This window comes from Leptospira dzoumogneensis, assembly GCF_004770895.1.
GTDB classification, from domain to species: Bacteria; Spirochaetota; Leptospiria; order Leptospirales; family Leptospiraceae; genus Leptospira_B; species Leptospira_B dzoumogneensis.
This window is the reverse complement of sequence record NZ_RQHS01000005.1, coordinates 208908-230717: the sequence shown is the minus strand read 5'-3', so window position 1 is coordinate 230717 and position 21810 is coordinate 208908. Positions and strand designations below refer to the sequence as shown.

Below are 21810 nucleotides of genomic sequence, written 5' to 3'. Positions count from 1 at the left end.
GAAGTGGATCTTTACGGTCACGAAAAAAAGGAACCTAAGAAAATTATAGAATTTCGAATACTTGGTTGCCATAAGTAAGCAGACCCAATTTAATTCTCCGTGACGATCTATGAAAAAAATCTCATCCATTCTTCTATTCTCTTTTTTCAGTTTTGTTTTCGGAGCAGAGCCGGAGGAAGAGATCAAAACATTGGTTTCTTCCTTAGATTCTTGCAAGGGTTGTGTTTTTATAAGAAACGGTTCGGAACATAAGTTGGATGAGGCAAAGGCTCACTTACTTAGAAAATACGATGCAGCCAAAAGTAAGATAAGCAGCACTGAAGATTTTATCAAAGGGTTAGCAAGCAAGTCTTCAATCACAGGGACTCCGTATAAGATCAAATTCCCTGACGGAAAAGAAATAGAGTCCGAAAAATGGCTGACTGACAAATTGAATGAGCTGCGTAATCCTCCGCCGGCAGCTAAACCAAAAAAGAAAAAATAAATCAACTTAAGCGAAAAATCAATTAAACTCGGCAGTTATCCTAGGATGATAACGTCGAATTGAGTTAGAGAGTTATATGCGAAATTATTTGTATCTTCTGCCTGTTTCCCTTTTATTTGCCTGCCCTCCTCCGCCCAGCGAAGATCCACTTTCTTCCCTAATATCTACATTAGCATTATCGAATATACAAGTCCCGGCGGAATTTACCGTAGTAGATTCCACAAAACAATCCCAACTAGATGCGGTAGAAGCTACTGCAACGAAAAACTCCACTTGTACTAAACTAGGTGCTTTTTATTGGGAGATAGGAGATGTAAACGGTGCTTATGGATATTCTTCCGTAAACGGTTCTGTGAATGGATCCACAGTTCTTTTGATCGCTTCCGCTTCTAAATGGATCTGGGGAGCTTATGTTTTGCAGAAAGTTGGAACTCCAACAACGATAGAACAATCCTATCTCAGAATGAGATCCGGCTACGATAACCTGGATGATAACAAGTGTAACTTGGCTCTTACAGTAAATTCATGTTTCACTAACGGCCCGGGAAGAGATGGAACAAACAATAATAATTACTATAATTCAGTTGATCTAAATTATTTTTATTATAACGGGGCACACTTCCAGGCGTATGCCGCCTTGAATCCGAGCGGTTTAACTCCGGCACTTACAAATTACACTCGTGCCCAATTAGCAACGGAGATAGGGAATACATTATTCGGAGGATCGAATCCCGGAATTGATTATGCAGTTCCCCAGCCTGCGGGAGGAGTTCGGACTTCCGCCTCCGTTTATGCACAATTCTTAAGAAGGATCTTAAATTCCAATTTAACGATCCGAACTTATTTAGGCGCGGACTTGGTGCCTACATTACCTTCTGCGCATCCGGCGCAAGCTAAGTATTCACCTTTTGTTTTTGAAGATGTACATTATTCTTACGGGCATTGGGTAGAAGATTCTTCCGGAAATGATTCCGCTTTCAGTAGTCCCGGCAAGTTCGGATTTTATCCCTGGATAGATCCGACAGTCACTACTTATGGGATTATCTCCAGATATTCCACATCCGGCTTAGCTTATGCGGAATCGGTGTACTGTGGAAGGCTTTTGAGAAAAGCATTCGCCACCGGGATCGAACAATAATCTGTACTTTGGTCCGCACTCTGTAATGAAAAAGTAACGCTCTCTTCACGTAGTAGATACAAAAATTTAAGATGATCAAAAGTCGATGCTTCCATCGACATATATAAGTTCTTATCCTAAAGCAGGTCCCTTTCGAATTTTAGTGGTGACCGAAACATTTCCTCCGGAAATCAACGGAGTCGCCAAAACGCTTCATAGAATGCTGGGAGATCTTTTACAAAGAGGTCACGAGGTCATTCTGGTCCGTCCAAAACAAGGGCATAACGACTATGCCACAGCAAACAATAACTACAGAGAAGTCTTGGTAAGAGGGGCAAAAATCCCTTTATACGAAGATCTAAGATTCGGATTTCCTGAAAAATACCTTCTCCGCAGATTAATCGAATTAGAAAAACCTGATATAGTACATGTTGTTACGGAAGGTCCTCTAGGCTGGTCGGCAGTCAGGGCGGCCAGACATGTCGGAATTCCTATCATCAGCGATTTTAGAACGAATTTCCACGCATACGCGAAATATTATAAATTCGGGTTCGCAGGAAAACTGGTCCATAATTACTTAAAAGGGCTTCATAATAGAACACAGATGACCTTGGTCCCGACTGCTCAGATCAGAGAACAGTTAACAGAACAAGGATACACGAATGTGCAAGTGGTTTCCAGAGGGATCGATTCGGATCTATTCCATCCTGCTCGTAGAAATACGAAATTAAAGACGGAATGGGGATTAAAACCTTCCGAACTTGGAGTTCTATACGTAGGAAGATTAGCTCCGGAAAAAAATTTAGATCTATTAGTAAGAACATTCCGCAGGCTCCAATCCAGAGTTCCGAATGCAAAATTGATCTTAGTGGGGGACGGACCTTCTAAAGAAAAACTACAAAAGGAAAATCCTGATTTTATATTCAGAGGAATGAGAAAAGGAAAAGAACTGGCAGAACATTACGCGACCGGCGATCTATTCTTATTCCCAAGTCTCACAGAAACTTTCGGGAACGTGATCGTAGAAGCAATGGCATCCGGACTTCCGATCGTTGCCTATAACTACGCGGCCGCCAACCAACATCTCAAACACGGCAAGTCAGCCCTGCTCTGCGGTTTCGACAAAGAAGAAGAATTTATAGAACAGTCCTGCCTCTTAGCGGAGAATAAAAAGTTAGCAGCCAGACTTGGTCTCGCCGCAAGAAAGATCGCCGCTTCCTGCACCTGGGAAGATGTTACCGATTCTTTAGAGATGACTTACTCTAAACTTTCTCTTTCTAAGAAAAAATCGACTAAGTCTAAGAAGGCGATTAAGTTAAAAGTACAGATGGTTAGGAGCTAATACGTATTCGGAAAAATATATAGCAATCGCTCTTATTATTTCTGTATCGAATAGCTAATTTCAGCGGCTTGATAATCTCCGCCTAAAGGAATAGGAGTAAAAGCAGTATATAGTATTAACCCATCCATATAGGATTCATCAACTACTCGAAATGTTACTAGGTGAACTTCTTTGCTCCTAAATATCAGCCCTTTACAATTATATCGCAAAATGCTTACACTTCCTTCTAAGGAGACTCCTTTTAATTTGCAATCTTTCTTATCTAAAGTCTTTTCAAAATCCTTTGAAAAATAAGCTACTGCCATCGAACTCCGAGAGCCGAAGGAGGAGCTCCTCGCCCAAAATGTCATTTTCCCATATGGATAGTAACCTTCCGGAATTATTAAACGCATTGGTTCTTTTGATTTAACAGGATAATAACTTATGATTGGATCTATCTCACAATTCCTGTCCAAGTCTTGCTCAGTCCTCCCCAAACAAAACTTAGTTATCACCATTTCTCCGTATTCTGGCATTAAAGAATTATCAAAATCAATTTTCAGGGTTACTTCTTTTCCAGGAGAAATTGCCGGAATTTGTTTTATGTAGGGTTCTCGGGAACAGGAAAGTAGTATTAAAACTGAAGATAATAGAATTCTGTTTTTTAAGCTTATGTTCATTCAGTTCCTCTTTTTTAATAAATACCTAAGATCTTATTCTCGAAGCCCATTTCGTGATTCAGCGACTATCATTAATCCCCACTAATTTTAACAGGGAGCGCAATTTTTAATAAATGCTGGGTAAAATTTCATAAACTATTCATTGAGCATTATAAATTTAGAATGATTGATGGAAAATTGGCGGCTCCCTGCCGAAAGCCCTCTTGAAAAGAAGCCTGACCAAAATGCTCTCCAAAAATATGACTCTTTCTCATTAGTTACAATCAAATCAATAATAGTTCTTTTACCTGATTGGATTATAATATTTGGACATTGAGAAATATCTGCAGTGATCCCGTTAATCTTCTTCGAAAGGTAATCACAATTTTTTTGAGGAGTAAATTTTTCATTAAACAGACCAATAGAAATCACCGTCTTTCCTGAAAAAAAAGTTTCTTCCTGAATTACAATCCTTCCGGAATATTTCCCAGGTCTTATTTTAAATTCTAACCGGTTTTCTATGCCTATACTTGCCTGGCTAAATAATTCTTCTCCCAAACATTCATTTTCTAATATATCTTCATTATACGTTTCCTGAAAACAGCCTGTCCGGATTTTTATTTGAGACCACTCTTTATCTTCAGAATTATCAATTAAACGTAAGACCAAAATTCCCGAGTTAGGATCATCAGAGATCAATTTACTCTCTCTAATTTCACAGGAATTTAGCAGACTAATAGAAATGAATAATATAATGTGTTTCATCATCAATAAGAAAGAAACATGACTTCATTTATTTCTTGGAATAAGAACGAAGTATTTCAATATTGTGTCAAGTGAATTTGTCAAAATGAAAATTGATCTCGGTTATTTATGGAAAATGAATTCATTTTCCGTTATTAAATATATTCTCAAATTTCACCTAACGTATGGCCTTTTCTTCCTCCTATCAAACTGCATCTTGATCGACATCGAAGCCAATCTACAAACAAACCTAATCCCTCGAAAAGAAGCTCTAGATAAAATCTCAAATGCCTCTTTGATTAGATTCGTAAAATGCCTGGACGAAAGCGATCCGAGCGACGTAATTCAACTCAATATCTCAAATTACACAAACTATCTAGGCTGCAATGGAGCCTGTTCAAGCTCCGTCTATTATAGAAAAAAAGACATTGAACATTTATATACTTCCTTACTTATCCTCCCTTGTGACTCAGACTCTATATTCTTAATCCCTAAAGTGGAGGCATTTGAACCGGATGATTTTGAACTAAGATATTTCGGAATATAAATATTTAATTCGTAGAAAAGGCCGACTCCCAACTTAGAATTGATTTAAAACGTTATGCAGTTTCTTAAAAATAAAGAATATTCAATCTATATCCGCTCGAAATCTTATTGACCGTTCGTTTTAAATGTTCAAAAGTCATGACGTTTTAAACACATTATGAGGTGAGTAAAATGCCTTCAGATCATGAATTATTCAATTGCGGACAAGAGCATGAGATCAACTATGTTGCCGGTCGTTACCCTAACGATAAGACGAAAGTGAAGGAATTTTTGATAACAAGCTGCCAGAGCAAGAAGATCCATCATTCGACTCATGCCCAGGTATATGAATTAATCAAAAAAGAATTAGGGCTCCCTATTCCTTAATTTTCTTTTTAACTAACGCGCGAGGTCTTTGCAGGACGGCGAAGCCGGTCCGAAGGACCGAGCGGGACTCCGCGAGTCCGTAAAAGACCGACCCTTGCACCGCAAGGGACGCGCCCGAACTTTTATAATAAATTGTTTCGGAATTTTTTTGAAGATCCTTTTTTTTCGCTTGTACTTTCTTCGCCTTTACTATAATGACTGGCAAATTTACCGGCAAGGAGTAAAGCCTATGCTGAAATTTCCCGGACCTCGCACCGATCAGCGAGAAAGAAATCGCCCCTTCGTCACCAGAGAAAAATATCTCACCTTCCTCAAAATCGCCAACAAGTCATCTCATTCCAGACAGAAAAGGTTTCGTAATAAAAACAGAGAAAAAAGGCAGACCTTGTCGCCATAGTTGTCTTATCATGGTTTTCCATGGAAAACCTAGACGCTAAATCTATCAGTCTCTGGATCATGGCGACAATCTATACGATCGCCGGTATTCTTCATTTTGTGATCCCTAAGTTTTATATGAGGATCATGCCTCCTTGGATCCCTTATCATAAACTTATGGTCCAACTCAGCGGTATCGCAGAGATCGCCTTGGGGCTTGGGCTTTTTTTTCCTCAAACCAAAGTATTGGCTGCATGGGGAGTGGTATTTCTTCTGATTGCTGTGTTTCCGGCTAACGTGTATCATTTCCAATCCAGGACCAGAAAAGATCCTCCTACCTGGGCTCTACTTTTGAGACTTCCGCTGCAGTTGCTTCTGATTTACTGGGCTTATACTTTTACATATTAATAAAATTGTTAAAAATCGGTGTCCGAGCTTTCGGAGCAAGGGATAACTTCATAAAGAATATGACATTTCAGCGTTAGCTGAAATTATAGGATATATTATGCGGAATTTATTAAGTTACCTCTCTTGTATTTTGTTTTTCCTTTCTTTAATAATCAACTGTAACTATTCCGGAGGATCCGGGACAATTTCCGGCGGAGACTCTCAAAAAAAGATCCAAAAGGCGCTTCAGAATATCGCATTTTCAACGAACATCCCGAATGAACCCGTCGATTGCTCATCTCACGGTTATTCGGATCGCACAAGCGGGGGAACGATCGGAAACGTTTCCGGAGTCGATATCACCGTGATGAACTTTCTTTTCATCAATCCTTATTTAAGATCCTCTATTAGTGAAGGAAAATACTATACCGAAGATTCCATTAATCAATGTGTAGAATTCGTATATGGACTTTATGCTGCATCTCTTATTCCTTACGCAAAAGAGTGGAGTGTATACGCGCAGTGTCAAGTTCCGACACCACCTGCTTTTTTAGGCCTTCCTTTATTCTTCACAGAATGCAAACCGGAAGAAGCTAAATTTGCCGAGTCGATCACCGAAAAACTATAACTCCAAATTAGAATTACAGGCTTATGAATAAAAATCCGACTTCTTTTTATGTTTTAGGTTTCATTAAAAGTTTCGTATTTTTGATCGTTCTTTGTATTATGCTGGTGGTTTCGGAATATTGGAGCGCCTATATTTATGATAAGAAGGATCTGCCTGAGATTTCCTTTATATCCGGCTTAGTTTTGAGTATTGGGGCGGCTTTTACTGCAAGTCGCCGCAAGCCTCAGGACAAAGAGCCGGCCAAGCTTGTCTTTATTCTTGTTTCTTCTATTTTAAATTTTGGCATTCTATCGGTCGGTCTTTTTCTGATCCGAAAGTTTTTTCCAGGTTGGATCGCCTGATCTATTCCTTATTTTAATTTTTTCTTTTCCTCTCTTCCGGTTCGGATATTATTCTCCGAAACATATAATATGAACCGTCTTCTTCCCGTTTTTCTTTCTTCTATCTTCCTTCTTTTCTCTTCGGATCTTCTTGCGGAAGAAAGGATTATCGAAGGTAAACTTCTTCAATTCGGCAGAATGTTAGGTACGGGAAACGATTTCATCCAGGTGCTTTCCAACGATCTGAGCCCTGAACTTTCCAGGCTTCATAACCAAACCGTTCGTGTTCTCTGCCAGATGAGGGGAGAAAATTGCGACCCGATACGTTATGAGACCTATCCTTTTTCGGAATCCAAGGGTCTTGCGGATTGGACTTTAAAAAGAATCCCGAATTACGTGAACAGAGGTTATTTCGCTTTTAATCCGACCGTGACTCCCGACGGGCAATCCATCTTCTGGACTGTGTATTCCAGCAAAGGTAAATCAGGCACTCAAAGGATTTGGTTTGCGGAGAAGGACGACAAAGGTTTCTGGAGAGACGGCAAAGAGATGCCTGCTCCTTTGAATAATGATCTGAACTCTGCCGTGATCGCGGTCCTTCCGAGTAATAATGAATTATTCGTTTTCGGCTCTTTCGGTGATGACGAAGCTTCTCATAAGATACAAGTCGAGTTCCAAGAAAAAAGAGAAGAGTTGAGGAGGAACACAAGAGACGAGATGGAATTCCGTTTAAAGGAGGAACAACTCGCTTATGAATATCTTCGTAAACTCACTCAGCTCCAAAACAAAGCAACCGTTCCATTATATAAAAGTTATAAAGAAAAAGGAAACTGGTCTTATCCTAAGGCGATCAACTTTCCAGAATTTTCGAATATATATCTGAAAAATAATACTTCCGTATTCGGCGGATCCACTCTTTCTTCTTCCGGAAGGATACTGATCTATTCCGTCCAGCAGCCTGATTCATACGGCAAATTGGATCTGTATGTTAGCATTCAAAAAGCGGACGGTTCTTTTTCTTTCGGTAAAAACTTAGGTGAAGTAGTAAATACCACTTCCGAGGAAACCGCTCCATTTTTAGCGGGAGACGATAGAACTCTTTATTTCTGCAGCGACGGTCATAAAGGTCTTTCAGTATATGTGACCAAAAGAATTGGAGAAGGCTGGGACAATTGGACTAAACCTGTCGAGGTCTCCTCTAACTTAAAAGGTGTAAACTTTTTTTCTATTCCTGTAAACAGCGACTGGGCTTATGTAAGTAAAGAAGGTCAGCTGTACATGGCCTATCTTCCCCGCGATTTCCGCCCGAACCCTGTTGTTGTGATCAATGGTAAAGTTTTGGATGAAGAAGGAAATCCTTTAGGCGCGGAAATACATTACGAATCCTTAACACGTTTTGAAAAAAGAGGAAGTGCCAAAAGCGATTCTAAAACCGGTTCCTTCAGTTTAGTTCTTCCCTACGGCGAAAAATACGGCTTTTACGCGGAGAAGCCGGGCCACCTTTCCGTTTCTAGGAATATCGATCTCACGGAATCTAAACAAGAAGATGCAAAGCTGGATGTGGAATTTCGTCTTCCCGCTTTGGCAGTGGGTCGGCAAATCCTTCTGAACAATTTATTTTTTGAGACAAACAAATTCGAGATCTCCAAAGATTCCGAACCTGAATTAGATCGTTTAGCAAACTTCTTAAAATCGAATCCTAAACTCAAAATCTCCGTCGAGGGCCATACGGACAACGTAGGCAAAAAAGAGCGCAACCTGGAACTTTCCGAAAACAGAGCGAAAGCGGTGGCAGATTATTTGATCTCCAGACACGGGATCGATAGCGAAAGAGTCAGGACCCAAGGTTTTGGGGACAGCCAACCAATTTCTTCCAATGACAACGCTTCAGACCGTCAAAGGAATAGAAGAGTTGTGTTACAGATCGTAGACTGAATTCGTTCGGTTCCTTTTTTGTAGCATTCCTTCCTTAAATTCAGGTTTTACCTTGTATTTTTGTTTTAAAAAAGGATTCTAATCCGGAATGAAAATCGCGGTCATCGGTAGTGGAATCGCCGGCTTAAGCGCATCTTGGTACTTGGGCAAAGAACATGAAGTCACTCTTATAGAAAAACATCCTTTGGTCGGTATGGATGCTCACGGTACCGACCTTTTCTCCAACGGACATTCTATCCGTGTGGATGTTCCCTTCAGAGCTTTCAAACGTAATTATTATCCCTGCCTTTTGGATCTTTATAAAGAAGCGGGGATCGAAGTAAGACCCGTGGACTATTCGTTTTCCTTAAATTACGGGGATGGCACCACTTATTTCGGTTTTTCCACTTTGGGTATCGGAGGCAATTTTGTTCCGATCCCTTATTGGGTCTGTTTTTCCAATAAAACTTCTAGACGTATTTTTTCGGACGCAATCCGCTTTTACGAAGAATCGGAAAGAGAATTACAATCGTTAGATGGAGAACAACTTACCATCTCTCAGTTCTTAAGTAGGTTCGGTTATTCCGTAGAATTCGAGGATCTGTATTTGATCCCCATGTTCTCCACGATCAATACTTGTACTTCTGAGAGTGCAAAAAATTATCCTGCAGAAGTAGTAATCGGTTATCATTCCAGCGGTTTAAAGTTCCTCAGATTTCTAACTCCCGAAAAAGGGACCAGAGACGTTACCGAAAAACTTTCCAAAAGAACTTCTTCCGTTCGTTTGAGTACTGATCCTAAAAAAATCGTTTTAGAAAAAGATAAAGTAAAACTGATCTTCGAAAGTGGAGAAGAACTTTTTGACAGGGTGGTAGTCGCTGCTCCCGCCAATCAAGCCATCTCCATTCTTCCAGACGAATATTCAAAGGAGAAGGCGCTGCTTTCCGGATTAAAATACGAGGCTTCCGAAGTAGTGGTCCATTCGGACGAAAAGTTCATGCCTAAACAGAAAAGACATTGGGCGCCTATGTGTTTTTCTCTTTCGGGGGATAGTTCTACCGCGACCGCCACTATTCTTTTGAACAAAGTACTTCCTTCTATGAAAGGTAAGGCGGTTTTTCAAACCTGGAATCCTCTCGTAGAACCGAATGAAAAGGATTTTATCAGCAGATCCAAATTCGAAAGACCTGTAATAGACCTTGCTTCCAGAAAGATCTTAGAAGAACTGAAAGAGCTGCAGGAGCTTCCGGGCAAAAAAGTATGGCTCTGCGGTTCTTACGCTAAATACGGAATGCCGCTTTTAGAAGCCGGAGTTTCCACTTCTTTAGATGTAAAAAGATGGGTAGAAGGTTCTCTGAGATCTTAAGATCTACTCCGGTTTTCTGACCTTATAGATCCAATACTCGAAATGTTTTTTGATCGTTTCGGAGCCGAAATATTCTCCCAACATTTCATATCTTCCTGCGAGCCTTTTGGGGATCTTTTTTTCCGATTTAATTTTTTCTAATATAAATTGGGAAAATCCTGGAAATACGAAAGGATCTATTCTTTCTAGAACTTCGAAGTTGAATCCTAGGGCGGAATATTCGGATACTATACCTTCTACCTTTTTGAGATCGGAAGACATTTTTGCCATTCGGAGTATCAAATTTCTTTTGAAAGTTTCCCAATAAGAAATTTTTCGATCGGAGAGAAGTATCTCTGCGGATACGAATACTCCTCCTGGTCTTAAAATTCTATAAATTTCCCCGACCAATCTGTTTCTATTGGGTATAAAATATAAACTGTCTAATGCGAGCACCACATCGAAGGTTTTATCCTCGAATTCCGCCAAACCTTCTACACTTCCTAAAATTAAATTAGGAGAGCTGCTTCTTCCTTCATAACGTCTTTTTGCGAATTCGATCTGTATCTTAGAGATATTGATCCCGTATATATTCGAAACATTTACTCCGAAGTTGTTCTCCCAAATCCTAAATTGGTCCCCGCATCCAAATCCCAGATCCAATAGTTTAGAATCTAGATCCAATCCGGCCAATGCTCCCAGATGTTCCGCGAGATTCGCACAAGCTGCGCCGTATTCTTTTGTATTCTCCCAATAGCCAAGATTGGCCCAGGATTCTCCATCCTCGTTCAAATAAAGATGAGACAGATCTGTGGGAATTCCTTCTCTTCCGAATAAAAGGCTGACCTTAGGCCAGATCTCAGTCTTTGCAGGAGGTGAAGACTGAAAACGCAGAGAAATTTCTTTTTTGTAAGGCAGGTCTTCCATGATCCTATGCTCTTCGGTTACCCAAAGCAAAACTTTATTGGACATAGAATTTCAGAACTGTCTACCAGAATCGCTCTTTATTTGTCCGTACTCTAAACCTTTCGGATATGTTTTATGCCGACATAAGAGAGAAGAATGTGGACAAAAATCCGCAAAAAAAGTCCTTTTCTTTCCCTAACTTACGGCGGAAAACCTACCGACGGACCTTATGAACATCAAAGATCGTATCCTTGGAATTTTAGCCGCACTCCTCCAATATTCTAGAACAAACTGGAGATCCATCCTCAAATTCTCGGTCATTTCCGGGATCGTAATCCTTTCCTTTTTGATCGGAGGATCTTACGTTGTGTGGCTCACCAAACAAGAAGAAGTCGCCCGCAATTTAGAGACTTTCCAGAGGGAAGTTTCGGATGCATACGATCCGAACGAGATCAAACCGATCCGTATCTTGGACAAAAACGGAAAATTGATCGGAGAATTTTCCCGTAGGAAATTCAGACCGATCCGTACCGATAATTTAGCAAATCATGGAAATATAATATGGGCCTTGCTCAGCTCCGAAGATAGGGACTTTTACGAACATAATGGTGTAAATTTTACGGCATTACTCAGGGCGATCATAGTCAATCTAACCACTTTCCAAAAACAGGGCGGTTCCACTCTCACCCAACAGTTGGCTAAACTTACTTTGGATCTTGGCGCTCGGAACGTATTCAATAAACTCACCGAATTTTACTGCACATTCTATCTGGAGAGTAAATTCGATAAAAATACGATCTTGGCGATGTATCTGAATCGTATCTTCTTGGGAGAAGGGAATACGGGAGTCGAAGAAGCTTCCCGTTATTACTTTAATAAACCTGCATATGAATTAACTCCTGCAGAAGCGGCTTTGCTTGTAGGAACAATTCCGGCTCCTTCTAACTATAATGCGGTCCGAAATCCTAAGATAGCTCTCAAAAGGCAGAAGATGGTCATGACCGTAATGGGGAAAAACCAAAACCTTCATCCGAATCCTAAATCGATCGAAAGGGATTTTGAGAAGAAGGTGGATGCGAATATCCGTAAATTCAGGTCCTTCTACGTGGTGGAAGAAACCAAGGAAGAAGAGGATAAGGTTGTAATCACTTCCGAAATAGGAAAGTACGGATTTGATAAGGATTTTACGATCAATCTAGCTTCCGATTTTAATTTCGGGGTCCGCCAATTCGTGATCGAGAACTTCTCGGAGATAGATCTGGAAAGCCGCGGTATGAATGTGTATACCACATTAGATTATGATAAACAAGAAGCGGCAGAACGTTCTCTCAGAGAAGGAATTGAGGCGGTTCGCAAAAAACTTTCGGAAGAAAAAGCGAATTATATAAAAGCGGGTAAAACGGACGAGGCTGCCAAACAAAACAAGATCATTGAAAATATGAACGGAAGTTTGATCTCCATCAATCCTGCGAATGGATATGTGGAGGCAATGGTCGGTAGTTACAAAATTTCTAATATATTCAGATTAAATCGTGCTGTTTCCGCGGTTAGACAACCGGGCTCAGTGATCAAAGGGCTTGTTTATCTGATGGCATTCGAAAAAAGGATCGCCACTCCTACTTCTATCGTTGTGGACGAGCCGATCAAGATCAGAGGTTATGCTCCTAAAAACTGGTATAAAGGGCATAGAGGTGCAATGCAAACCAGAACCGCATTCGCTCAGTCGGTGAATACGATCGCCGTCAAGTTCATGGACGAGATAGGTGTAGGTGATTTTATCCATACTCTCGGAAAAATTCTAGACCTGGACAGTTCTGAGTTGAGCAGAAGATTCCAACATAATCTTACATTGGCCCTCGGTTCCGGAGAACTTTCTCCTAAGGAACTTGCAACGGTATACGCAACAATTGCGAATAACGGTAAAAAGGTGAAGCCTGTTGAGATCTTAAGGATCACCGATTTCGAAGGATCTGAACTTTATGTAAACCTTCTGCCTGATCCGAAAGAAGCGGAACAAATTTTAGATCCTGTCGCCTGCGCAATGACCTTAAACTTATTAGAAGCGGTCGTCTCTGAAGAAGGCACACTCAAGATCGCATTAAAAGAAGGAGAAAAATTCCCGCTCGGCGGAAAAACAGGAACGGTTCAATCTCCTAAAGAAGCCCAAAAACGCTGGGGCTCCAGAAAAGGTGTAAGAGATGTTTGGTTCGCAGGTGTGAATCCGAATTTGGTTACCGCAGTTTGGGTAGGCAACGATTTAGGCGCTCCATTCCCCGGTTCCGGCTCAGGTACAAGCGGTTCTATTTGGTTTAGATATGTTTCTTATGTAGCAAGAACATTAGGTTTTGGTGATAGTCTTATCACTCCATTTAATGGAGATTATGTGAAAGTCGATATCTGCGCGGAGACAGGCGGACTATTATCTAACGAGGCAGAATGTAAACATCCTCTCTATGGACAGTATTATTACGTGGGAGACCAGCCTGGAGGCGGAGCAACTACTCCTACGGTTACCCAAACGGAAGGAGCCTCTTCCACAAACGGTTCCGAAGAAGCTCTTTCCGGAGAAGACGCGGTAGAATTAGAACTTCCCGAAGCTAAGGAAGATCCGAGCGACGATTAGGATTTTTAGATAAACGGTCCCCTACTAAATATAACTCGTAAGGGGACCACAAAAAGATCCAAGGAGCATCTTCGGATAAAAGTGAAAATGCTTCTTTGATCTGAGGGCTTATATCCGTTTTGTCGGTAGATCTGATCTCTTGGAAAATTTTTTCCATTTTGGGGTTAGAGTAGAAGGCTCTATTCCCTCCATTCCCAAATCTATCTCCCGCAAACAACGGATCTAAAAATGCAAACGGCCCGGGAAGATCTGCATACCAAAATAGTAATGTTAGATCTCCCTTACCCTCTCCATTCTCTTTATATAATGCTGCTTTTTCCATCGGGAGAATCTTAATCCTTAATCCAAGCTCTTTTAAGTTTTGGACTACGGCAGCACCATTTGCTTGGTTCTCCTCGTCTCCTCTCATCCTAAATTCCAATTCTCTTTCTAAAATTTTAGGATAACAAACAGAACGAGAGAGTAATTCTTTCGCCTTTGAAAGATCATAAGGATAAATCTCTTCGGAAGAAGTCCAGGTATCCGAAATGGATTTTGGAAAAGGGCCTACGGAAACTTCTCCCTTACCTTCCAATAAGACCCGGATGATTGTTCGTTTATCTACCGAATAATTTAACGCTTTTCTAAAGTTCTTATCGAAGCAGGCGTCCTTAGAGTTGATCGCTATGTATTGTACCCCGCCTCCTTTTCGAATGGAAATATGATCTTCTTTTACTAATGAGTTTTTGAGAAGGAATACGGGCAATTTCATCAGATCCAATTCGTCTTTGAAATATAAATACAATCCTGTACTTGCTTGCGGAAGAACTCTAAATAGAATCTCGGAACCCAATTCGCTCCGATGATTTGCAACTAATCTAAGATGATTATTCCTCTTCCATTCCGCTAATTTAAAATCACCACAAACCGATTCAGGCGGACCGCAATAGATCCAAGCTTGGGGCAGAGAAAGTTTTTCTAAAGTTTCTCTGAGGCCGCCTTCGAAATAAATTTCCAAACTGGAACCGGAGAGAACCTTTCCACCTTTTAAAAAAGAATATGTGCTTCTTCTTGGCCCAGGAGTATTTCTTAATCTTTCTAAAGATCCTAAAACTGTTGGAGCGTTTACATTTGATTTTGGATCAGTGCGAAGTTCCAAGATCAATCTTCTGATCTTGGATGACGGACCTTCTGCCAATTTATATGATCTTACTAAAGAAGGAAGGATTGTACCTTCTCCATTTATTTCAAAAAGTCTAGGGTAGATATATTTTAGAACAATTCTGGAAGATAAGTCAGTGGATCGGATCGGGTCCAAAGAGATCGGATCAGAAGGCAGTGAAAATACCAGTTTTTCGGGACTTCTTTCCGCTTTTCCACAATCATAAAAAAGAAGGGACAAAAGAAGGAAAGCCAGGGAAAAGGTAAGAGTCGGTTTCGGTCCGACCTGAAACCGGGAAGAGACCGAGTCTAGAAATCTAGGATAAAACATTCCGGACCTATGAACGTCTATAGACGCCTCTTGGGGTATTCCTTCAAGTATAAATACAGATTAATCACCGGGGTCGTACTATCCTTTTTTGTATCCATACTCAATGGAGCCTCTCTCACTAGCGTTATTCCGATTTTCAACGCGATCGGAAAGGGCGGAAAAGCCGACTTTCAAATCTCACTCACCAAAAAAGAATTTACTGCGTTAAAAGAAAGGGAAGAAGGAAAAGAATTAGAAGCTATTCAAAAGATCGAAGCACTAACCGCAGATATAAAGATCAAGACCAACTTTTATTTAACCACTCTTCCTAAAGATCAGCTCGTTCTACTTTTTTGTTTATTCATATTTCCGATCTATCTAGCAAAACTTTTATTCTTAACGGGTGCAGTGTATTGTATCAACTCGGGCGGTTATCTAGCGGTCCGAGATCTTCGATTAGAACTTTATTCTAAGGCACAAGAACTTCCTCTCAATCATTTTGTTCAAGAGAAGACAGGGATCTTTATGAGCCGAATCGTTAACGATGTGGAAGTTTTGGCAAAATTGATCAGCTCCGATCTGAAAGATGCAGTGGTGGATTTTTTCTATATCATCACACATTTGCTCATTCTTCTTTTCTTAAGCTGGGAAATGTTCATTGCGGTTTTAGTCGTGGTCCCGTTGATCATGGGACCTGTAACTTCTTTTGCGGATCGAATCCGAAAAGCAACACGCAATCAACAGGAAAGATTATCCGCACTAAACGGACATTTGCAGGAAGTCATCTCTGGTATCAGAGTCATCCGCGCATTCTCCATGGAAAAGACGGAAGCGGGGAGATTTTGGGAAATCAATAACGATCTTTCTGATAAAACATTTAAAGGACATTTCTATCATCAGATCGGCCCTTCTTTGGTGGAACTTTCCAGCTCGATAGTTGCCGTAATATTTTTGGCTTTCGGAGCTTATTTGATCGAACTCCAAAAATTGACCTTAGGTCATTTTATGATCTTCTTCTTAACTTTGGTATTTTTAACCAGACCATTCAAACAAATGGGAATGTTATCCAACTCCATCCAGAGTGCGGTGGCAGCAGGAACCAGAGTTTTTGAAATGTTGGATAGTGAGACGGATGTAAAAAATCCTCCGAACCCGATCTACCCTAAAAAACTTTCTAAAGAATTAAAATTCGATTCGGTAGGATATACTTATCCGGGAGCAAAAAGCTCCGCTCTCTCCGATCTAAATCTCTCCATACAAAAAGGATCCACAATTGCGTTAGTCGGATCTTCCGGTGCGGGAAAGTCCACATTAGTGGACCTAGTACCAAGATTGATCGATCCGAGTGAAGGTTCCATTACTTGGGACGGGACCGATCTCAGAAATTTAGATCTGGCCTCTTTGCGAAAAAAGATCTCCATCGTAAACCAGCAAGTATTCTTATTTAACGGGAGTATCCGAGAGAATATCTGCTACGGAACAGAGAACGTTACGGAAGAAAAAATGAGGGAAGTTTCGGAACTCGCATTCGCCACCGATTTCATTCTATCTTTCGAAGACGGTTTCGATACTGTAGTGGGAGAAAGAGGAGTAATGCTGTCAGGTGGACAAAGACAAAGGATCTCCATCGCAAGAGCATTATTGAATGATCCTGAAATATTGATCTTGGACGAGGCCACTTCCGCATTGGATACTGAATCGGAAAGAGTTGTCCAACAAGCGCTTGAGTCCTTATATAAAAACAGAACCGTCATCATAATCGCTCACAGACTCTCCACGGTTCAGATCGCAGATACTATTTTCACAATGGAAGGCGGAAAGGTGGTAGAATCGGGATCTCACTCGGAGTTGATCCGCCTCGACGGAAAGTATAAAAAATTATACGAGATGCAATTCGCAGAATCTCCGGTTTAAGAAAAGAAGATGATCTCTTTTGGAAAGATCCTATTTTTTCCGGTTCTATTTCTACTTAGCCTGGTCTATAAGATCTTATTTTTTTTAGACAGAAGACTAAAAACAAAAAGAACACTTCCTTCAGCAGTTACGATCAGTGTCGGGAATTTCAGTGTAGGCGGAACAGGCAAAACTCCTTTCACTCTACATTTAGCTAAATTACTTCATTCTAATTTTCCAAATATTCCAATCGTGATCTTAAGCAGAGGATACGGTTCTTCCGGAAAAGGGATCAGAAGAGTTACCGAAAATTCCCCTCCTTTGGAGATCGGAGACGAACCTCTTCTTTTAAAAAAGAATCTTTCATTTGCAGAAGTATATGTAGGAAGCAATAGATACGAATCTTATCTAAAATTCAGATCGGAGAACAAAATACCGGATAATCAAAAGGTATTTGTATTACTGGATGATGGATTCCAGCACCATGCTTTAAACAGGGATTTGGATCTAGTTTTATTGGATTGTACTAAACTTTCTAAAATGGAATTTGTGCTTCCTTTAGGTTTATTAAGAGAATCTTATACTTCTGTTTCCAGAGCAAATTTTCTGGTCGCTTCCAAGTTTTCGGAAGAATATGAAGGTTTACTATCTAAATGGATCAAAAAATACAGACCTTCCCAAACCTTAAGATTTAGATTCTCTCCCCAGAAACTAATCCCACTTTCTTCGGCAGGATCCGAAATTTCCGTCAAAGATCTTTCAGGAAAATCTGTGTTCTGCTTTGCAGGCTTGGGAAATCCGGGCTCGTTTTATTCTTCTTTAAAAGATCAAAATCCATCCCAGCTAAAAACCAGATCCTATCCGGATCATTATTCTTATACAAAAGAAGATCTAACTCAGATCTCTGAAAAATCTTCCGGCCAAGATTACATTATCTGTACGGAAAAAGACGGGGTAAAGATCTCTTCTCTTATTGGAACGGATAAGAATTTTTATAAATGGTTTTATCTCAGATTAGAAACCGCTCTGGAAAACGAATCCGAGCTAATAAGATCCGTCCGCAGTTTCCTCTAAGCGGATCAAATGACTTCTTCTTTTCCCGAAAAACAGCCGGGATCTTACCCGAAAACCAGCGGCTCAAACTATGAATGTCGCAATGTAGTATTTGTTATACGATAACCGCTCTTAGTTCTCGGGCATGTCAATTTATTGCTTGAATCTTACTTTCATTACAAGGATTCTTTCCTAGAATTCGAAATTGAATAGGACCAGATCCGGAATGCTAAGACTAAAAAATAAAATCAAAGCGGCAATCTTATTCGGATGTATGATCTGCTCCCTAACTTCTGTCCATCCAAACGATCAAGTCATCTATATGAAAGACGGAAGAGTGATCACCGCGGAGATTATTTCCCAAACAGCATTCAAAATGGTGATCAAACTTCCTGACGGTTCCACAAAGGAAATTTCGAAACAAGACATCAAAAGAGTGGCATTCAAAGAAGCCAAAACTCCGGAGCCTAAGGATAAAACTCCTGTTGGACCTCCTACACCTACTCCGGAAGAAATTACAAAACAACAAGAAGAAGATTCTAAAAAACAAGCGGTCTTAGACGAGAAGACAGAAAAAAGAAAAAAACAGATCGAAGAAGCAAAACGAAATCGTTTAGATATATTCTTAGGAGCAGGATCCGGAACCGTAAACTTCCAAGGAGCAAATTATTACGACAATGTAATTGCGGTCGGAAGTAGTATGGGCCAAGACAACGGTAAATTCGAATATCCGATCGAACCAAAACCTAAAAGTGGAAAAGCGCGCTCTTTGGAAATTAGATATTCTTGGAATAGATTTGTAGGAGAAGCGGGTGCAAGTTCCGTAACATCTACCGCAACCCAAAGTATAATCGGAATAGATGGTCCGAGCAGCGGCACATTCCCAAAATTTATCCAAGGGAACTATGATGTTTCTATGAAACATGTTTATGGAAATTTTTCGTACTCGGTATATCCGCATCCTAAATATGATATTCGTCCGGTGATCGGATACCACCAGTTCTGGACAAAAACTGAAAATTCAAATTCTTTAACGTTAGGAACAGGAGTAGCTCCGCTCTTTACCGACCAATATTTCGGAATGGCACCTACTTCTGTAGCGGAAGTTTTAAAAGGTTTTTCCTACGGGATCCAATACGATGTAAAATTCGAAAAGTTCGAGATCCGTGCCGGACTTCATATTCTGCAAATGAAAGGTTTTGGGACTTACGATAGACAACTGAATGCGTACGCGCCTATTAGTGCTCAAGCCCAATCGGAAAGTATAGATGTGTACAATAAATGGGTCGCTAAAGGAGCGATCATCGATCTGAAATTTTTATACCCTTGGAAATACGGAGTCAGTTTTTGGATGGGGCTGAATAGTATGAGTTGGACTTATACTATGTCAGAGACCGCCTTGAGCGTCGGCAATGGAGATTCCTCGGGAGTCGATCCAGAAAGTTATCCATTAGGAAAATTATTATTCGAATCTCTTATCGGTCCTGGAGCACTCAAGGAAACAAAATCCACCACAATACAAATTGGTGCGACTTACTCGTACGACTTTAACAAATAAGATCGTCTAATTTTTCCGGTATGTTTTATTTGAAACGAATTTTCGTTTTAGGCTTAGTTGTACTTATTCCGGTAAATATTTTTTCCGAAACCCAATATGTTTATATGAAAGACGGGAGAATTCTGAAAGGAGAAGTTCTTCATCAAAGTGCATTCAAGATCAGATTCAAAAGTGCAGAAGGAAAAGAAGAAGAAATATTAAAAGCATCAATCCGCAGAATTACATTCAAAAATCCTGATATAAAGGATCCTATTAAGCAAGAAAAGATCGAAAAACCAGATCCGGCCTTAGAGGCAAAATTAAAGACGGAAGAAGAAAATCTCAAAAAAGAACAAGAAGAAAAATCCGCAAAGGCAAAAGAAACCTCTCAAGAAAAAGTAACCCCTGCTCTATCTAATCGCCACGGTTTCGAAATTCTGGGAGGAATAGGAAGAAGCAGCTATGAAAGCCAAGTCGCAAATTTCCATAGAAGTGTAGAACAATATGGCTCTATTTTAGGAGGCAATGGAGGATTTATATATAATTCTCCCGATAGAAAGGACTCAAACGCAAAAACTATCAATCTAAGATATACTTGGAAACGGATCGTAGCGGACTTAGGAGGACCTCACTTAAACTCTCTGGAATCCGTAAACAATTTAGGAAGTATCGTATATCCGGACCTTTCCGGGACCACAGTTTCCCAGGGAGCATTTACTCCCGGTGTTCCCTATCATACAATCAGTTATAAACAGATAAACGCTCAAATTTCCTATACCACATTTTCCAGATCAGGCTTGGAACTCCGACCTATATTAGGTTATCATAAAATATGGCAGAAAGGAAAAGACGATTCTACTTACGAAATTTCTCCCAAAGACCCGGCAAATACGAATACTATAGACTGGACCATAAAATATGGGGTCAGTTTTAGCGATTATCTAAGCGGTCCTTCTATCGGAGCTGCATTAGAATACAAATGGAAGGAAAAATGGGAAACTAGGTGGGAATTCCAAAAACAATTCTTACACGGAAATTCAATCTATACGAGAGACCAAATCGCTTATCTTGTAGGAAGTTTTTTCGAAGAAAGAGCGGCACTGAATAACCAATGGAAAGTAAACTCCCAAATTATTTCCGGAAAAATAATCTATCATTGGAGAGATTCGGTCTTCTTTTGGACAGGATTCCAATATTCTAAACTCACTTATAAGATGGAACATTTCGGAGGGGATTTGGATTTAAATGGAAGTCCTCTAGACGCCTATGTGAATACGGTATTGATCCAATCTTTGACCCAAGGACTTGCAGGAAATTCCACGGCAAAGGCAATCTTCGTAGGAGCAGGATATTCTTTAGACTTCTCTAAAAAAGAAACTCAGTGAACTGTTCCGCACGTAGCACAGTCTTCGCGCCTGGCAGTAGATATAGTCCGGAATTCCATGGATTTTGAATCTACTTGCAAAATTTTACCGAACAAACCCGAATCTCTCTCGGAATCACTTAATAAAAATTGAATGCTTTCCGTAGCTTGTATAGCTCCGATCATCCCGGCCATACTACCTATTACTCCCGCATCCGCACAAGAAGGTACATGTTCCGGAGCCGGAGGGTTTTCATATACACATCTAAAACATGCGTCCTTTCCCGGACGAACTCCCATCACCATTCCTTCAAAACGAAGAACTCCCGCAGTGATAAAAGGGGTCTTCTCCCTTACACATATATCGTTCACTAGAAACTTAGTATCGAAATTATCGGAACCTTCTAAAACCAAATCGGAACCACTCAGTAGATCTTTTGCATTTTCTGCATTTAGTCTAGCCTGTATACCTTCTACATTTATATAAGGATTTAAAGATCTAAGGTTTTCGGATGCAGATTCCGATTTGGATCTTCCTATATCAGAATGTTTGAATATGATTTGTCTTTGTAGATTTGTGGTATCTACGATGTCGGAGTCTATGATCCGGATATTTCCAACTCCGGCCGCCCCTAAATATAACAAAGCCGGAGATCCAAGACCCCCGGCTCCGATTACCGTTACTACGGATTTTTTGAGTTTTTCCTGACCGTTACGTTTAACTTCGTTTAGAAGAATGTTCCTAGAATAACGACTCAGTTCCTCAGGACTCAACACCT

The 21810-nt window shown here is 40.4% G+C and carries 19 protein-coding genes; 14 read left to right on the top strand and 5 right to left on the bottom strand.

The annotated features are described in order from the left end of the window. Positions 1-109 precede the first annotated feature (109 nt). The 3 genes from EHR06_RS02370 (at position 110) to EHR06_RS02360 (ending at position 2943) form a co-directional block, all read left to right on the top strand. A complete protein-coding gene (locus EHR06_RS02370) occupies positions 110-484 on the top strand; it encodes a DUF5329 family protein (RefSeq protein WP_135755544.1) in 375 nt (124 codons plus the stop codon). A gap of 76 nt (positions 485-560) precedes the next feature. Continuing rightward, positions 561-1622 (top strand): hypothetical protein, encoded by a 1062-nt coding sequence (locus EHR06_RS02365; protein ID WP_135755543.1) that lies wholly within the window; start codon positions 561-563, stop codon positions 1620-1622. Positions 1623-1707: 85 nt separating this feature from the next. Continuing rightward, positions 1708-2943, top strand: coding sequence for a glycosyltransferase family 4 protein (locus EHR06_RS02360; RefSeq protein WP_135755542.1), 1236 nt, complete (start codon positions 1708-1710; stop codon positions 2941-2943). A gap of 35 nt (positions 2944-2978) precedes the next feature. Here EHR06_RS02360 and EHR06_RS02355 read toward each other — a convergent pair whose 3' ends face one another. Together EHR06_RS02355 and EHR06_RS02350 are read right to left on the bottom strand one after the other, a co-directional pair. Then, positions 2979-3602, bottom strand: a complete 624-nt coding sequence (locus EHR06_RS02355) for a hypothetical protein (RefSeq protein WP_135755541.1) — start codon at positions 3600-3602, stop codon at positions 2979-2981. Between the two features lie 135 nt (positions 3603-3737). Then, on the bottom strand, positions 3738-4280 hold the full coding sequence (locus EHR06_RS02350; RefSeq protein WP_135755540.1) for a hypothetical protein: 543 nt from the start codon (positions 4278-4280) through the stop codon (positions 3738-3740). Between the two features lie 762 nt (positions 4281-5042). On the opposite strand from EHR06_RS02350, the gene EHR06_RS02345 reads away from it, so the two are divergent. The 6 genes from EHR06_RS02345 to EHR06_RS02320 all read left to right on the top strand — a co-directional run bounded on the left by EHR06_RS02345 (position 5043) and on the right by EHR06_RS02320 (position 10227). Next, complete coding sequence (locus EHR06_RS02345; protein WP_135755539.1) at positions 5043-5237, top strand: hypothetical protein; 195 nt, start codon at positions 5043-5045, stop codon at positions 5235-5237. Positions 5238-5654: 417 nt separating this feature from the next. Next, positions 5655-6020 (top strand): DoxX family protein, encoded by a 366-nt coding sequence (locus EHR06_RS02340; RefSeq protein ID WP_135755538.1) that lies wholly within the window; start codon positions 5655-5657, stop codon positions 6018-6020. A 97-nt stretch (positions 6021-6117) separates the two neighbouring features. Then, positions 6118-6627 carry a TIGR04452 family lipoprotein gene (locus tag EHR06_RS02335; protein ID WP_135755537.1) on the top strand — a complete coding sequence of 170 codons (510 nt, stop codon included), beginning with the start codon at positions 6118-6120 and terminating at the stop codon, positions 6625-6627. A 23-nt stretch (positions 6628-6650) separates the two neighbouring features. Continuing rightward, complete coding sequence (locus EHR06_RS02330; protein WP_135755536.1) at positions 6651-6968, top strand: hypothetical protein; 318 nt, start codon at positions 6651-6653, stop codon at positions 6966-6968. 69 nt (positions 6969-7037) lie between these two features. Further along, entirely contained in the window at positions 7038-8882 is a 1845-nt protein-coding gene (locus tag EHR06_RS02325) for an OmpA family protein (protein WP_135755535.1), read from the top strand. 88 nt (positions 8883-8970) lie between these two features. Beyond that, positions 8971-10227, top strand: coding sequence for an FAD-dependent oxidoreductase (locus EHR06_RS02320; protein WP_135755534.1), 1257 nt, complete (start codon positions 8971-8973; stop codon positions 10225-10227). A 3-nt stretch (positions 10228-10230) separates the two neighbouring features. On the opposite strand, the gene EHR06_RS02315 is transcribed toward EHR06_RS02320, so the two are convergent. Next, a complete protein-coding gene (locus EHR06_RS02315; protein WP_244288472.1) occupies positions 10231-11178 on the bottom strand; it encodes a class I SAM-dependent methyltransferase in 948 nt (315 codons plus the stop codon). 163 nt (positions 11179-11341) lie between these two features. Here EHR06_RS02315 and EHR06_RS02310 point away from each other — a divergent pair, with 163 nt between their 5' ends. Next, the gene (locus EHR06_RS02310) at positions 11342-13735 is read left to right on the top strand and encodes a transglycosylase domain-containing protein (protein WP_135755533.1); all 2394 of its coding nucleotides are present in this window, start codon (positions 11342-11344) and stop codon (positions 13733-13735) included. Here the strand turns inward: EHR06_RS02310 and EHR06_RS02305 are convergent. Further along, positions 13710-15206 (bottom strand): ABC transporter substrate-binding protein, encoded by a 1497-nt coding sequence (locus tag EHR06_RS02305; protein ID WP_135755532.1) that lies wholly within the window; start codon positions 15204-15206, stop codon positions 13710-13712. The two genes, EHR06_RS02310 and EHR06_RS02305, sit on opposite strands and share 26 nt — an antisense overlap. A 9-nt stretch (positions 15207-15215) precedes the next feature. Between EHR06_RS02305 and EHR06_RS02300 the strand changes: the two genes are divergently transcribed. From EHR06_RS02300 to EHR06_RS02285, 4 genes are all read left to right on the top strand, one after another. Further along, complete coding sequence (locus EHR06_RS02300; RefSeq protein WP_167492263.1) at positions 15216-17099, top strand: ABC transporter ATP-binding protein; 1884 nt, start codon at positions 15216-15218, stop codon at positions 17097-17099. 9 nt (positions 17100-17108) lie between these two features. After that, on the top strand, positions 17109-18152 hold the full coding sequence (lpxK, locus tag EHR06_RS02295; protein ID WP_135755531.1) for a tetraacyldisaccharide 4'-kinase: 1044 nt from the start codon (positions 17109-17111) through the stop codon (positions 18150-18152). 205 nt (positions 18153-18357) lie between these two features. Next, positions 18358-19689: an LA_0442/LA_0875 N-terminal domain-containing protein gene (locus tag EHR06_RS02290; RefSeq protein ID WP_135755530.1), complete on the top strand. Its 1332-nt coding sequence runs from the start codon at positions 18358-18360 to the stop codon at positions 19687-19689. A gap of 20 nt (positions 19690-19709) precedes the next feature. After that, positions 19710-21053 (top strand): LA_0442/LA_0875 N-terminal domain-containing protein, encoded by a 1344-nt coding sequence (locus EHR06_RS02285; protein WP_244288471.1) that lies wholly within the window; start codon positions 19710-19712, stop codon positions 21051-21053. On the opposite strand, the gene EHR06_RS02280 is transcribed toward EHR06_RS02285, so the two are convergent. Then, positions 21047-21808, bottom strand: coding sequence for a HesA/MoeB/ThiF family protein (locus tag EHR06_RS02280; RefSeq protein ID WP_135755529.1), 762 nt, complete (start codon positions 21806-21808; stop codon positions 21047-21049). The two genes, EHR06_RS02285 and EHR06_RS02280, sit on opposite strands and share 7 nt — an antisense overlap. Between the last annotated feature and the right edge of the window lie 2 nt (positions 21809-21810).